We start from the raw sequence: 1127 nt of genomic DNA, 5'->3' as shown, positions 1-1127 counted from the left end.
CTATATGAGCCCAGCTCACTTCGAGAGAACGGTAGTTTAATACAAAACGCCTCTCCACTTTTACGAAGCAAGTCCACCACTGATCGGGGGACTTTGCCAATAGCGCGCGGTTAGCGGCTCTCGGGCGCTGAAACGCTGGAAGGCGTCGGCCAGATAAGCCTCTCCCGTTGGTAAATCGTCATTGGTCAATAGATTGAGGGAAACCATACGACGAAAGCGTTGAAGCTTACCTGCCTTCAAAATTTTGCTCGTTTCGCAGTCGACGCCCATAGCGAGTAGATCAGCTTTCCTGCCAGTGGGCGGCCTCGTTCGCTGCAACAACTCCCTCTCAGCGGGTGTCCCCTCCGGAGTAACACGGCAAAAACCATTTGGCATCGAGAGATCTATTCGTATGCCGTTGGTCTCTTTAGTGAGTTGTTCGCCATTGAGAGCGAGCACTTCGGCGGAAGTGTTGTCATGTGAGGCCGGTGGTAGGCCTGAAGGATCAAAATTGAAGGTGACTTTACCCTGAAGGCCGAGACCGACGAGCCGTGGCTCGCATTTTAAGATCGCCCTGAGGGCCGCGTATGCATACGTGTTATTAATCGGGCCTTCGCCTTTCCGGACAATCTCGGGCTTATCCTTGAGTGAGCCATCTGGCCCGAATGTCGCAGAAACGATAACCTTTCCCGTTGCACCGGGCGGAGTGCTGAGGCAGGATTCAACGATCTTCTGGATCCTTGCAGCAGAACTATCCGGTTGTTGCGCCTTCGTCGGCCCATGACCGATTGCGAAAACTCCCGCTGATATCGCCAAACAAGCCCAGAACCGTCTAATCATCACGCCTCCACCACCTTCCCTCCTGTGCGTACATCTACGATAAACGGTTCCTCGCTATCGCTCGCCAGTTTCTCACAAACGAAGGTTTGCGATACAGGCATGGCAACCCGTCTTGTTGTGAGAATTGTGTTTCTAAACCCGTATCACAATCAATGTACGGTAAACCATAGCCGCTAACGTAGGATTTCGCCCTCTCCCGCAAACGACCCCTCAAACGCGCGTTTTTGATAATCGCGACGACTGGGTGCGCCTCGGGCGGGCGAACCCCATCCGCTTTATTCTCTATCCTGACCACGCTATCCGTCTCT

Annotated in this window: 1 protein-coding gene; it reads right to left on the bottom strand. The window is 53.5% G+C overall.

Annotation, left to right across the window (positions count from 1 at the left end):
• Positions 1-60: 60 nt before the first annotated feature.
• Entirely contained in the window at positions 61-819 is a 759-nt protein-coding gene (locus JNC80_RS19920) for a hypothetical protein (protein ID WP_376711413.1), read from the bottom strand.
• Positions 820-1127 lie beyond the last annotated feature (308 nt).

The organism is Pseudochrobactrum lubricantis, assembly GCF_041929865.1.
In the GTDB taxonomy this organism is placed as follows: Bacteria; Pseudomonadota; Alphaproteobacteria; order Rhizobiales; family Rhizobiaceae; genus Pseudochrobactrum; species Pseudochrobactrum saccharolyticum.
Note: the sequence above shows the minus strand (reverse complement) of the source record. Positions and strands in the feature narration are given on the sequence as shown.